The organism is Robinsoniella sp. (assembly GCF_034124845.1).
Genome location: NZ_JAWYAJ010000306.1, coordinates 29901 through 30382, shown reverse-complemented (window position 1 = coordinate 30382; position 482 = coordinate 29901). Strand labels below are relative to the sequence as shown.

At 36.1% G+C, this 482-nt stretch carries 1 protein-coding gene; it reads left to right on the top strand.

What is annotated here, in order from left to right; genetic code table 11:
- Positions 1-283: 283 nt before the first annotated feature.
- A partial coding sequence (locus tag ACH2DQ_RS15515) for a response regulator (protein ID WP_395027342.1) occupies positions 284-482 on the top strand: 199 nt, incomplete at its 3' end.

Sequence of the window (482 nt, the reverse complement as noted above, 5' to 3'; positions counted from 1 at the left end):
CCCCAGCGCATCCCGCAAGTGTAATTATAGTAATAACGGCCATCAGGAACATTCCCAGTACCTTTTTTATGATTGGCTCCATATTTCCTCCTGTTGATCTATTTACCCTTTTCTTGATTTCCTGTTCATCATAGCATCTCTTTCTCTAAGTTATCTCTAAAAATTATAGATTTACGATAAAAAAATATCTTTCACAATTACTTCACAATTTATGGTCTTTCCATGGGATTTTTTATGCTATAATAAAAAAGAATAAAACGAGTAAAGCAGTAAAGGAGCTATCATGAGAATTTTAATTGTAGAAGATGATGTGAAATTATGTGAATCTCTAAAGATTCAACTGGAGCAGGAGAATATCAGCGTTGATCTCTGCCATAACGGTGAAGACGGGTTACATCTTATTCGTGATAAGGCCCATGATATTATCCTTCTGGACCGCATGATGCCTCTGATGGATGGTTTGGAGGTATTGCGTTTAATGC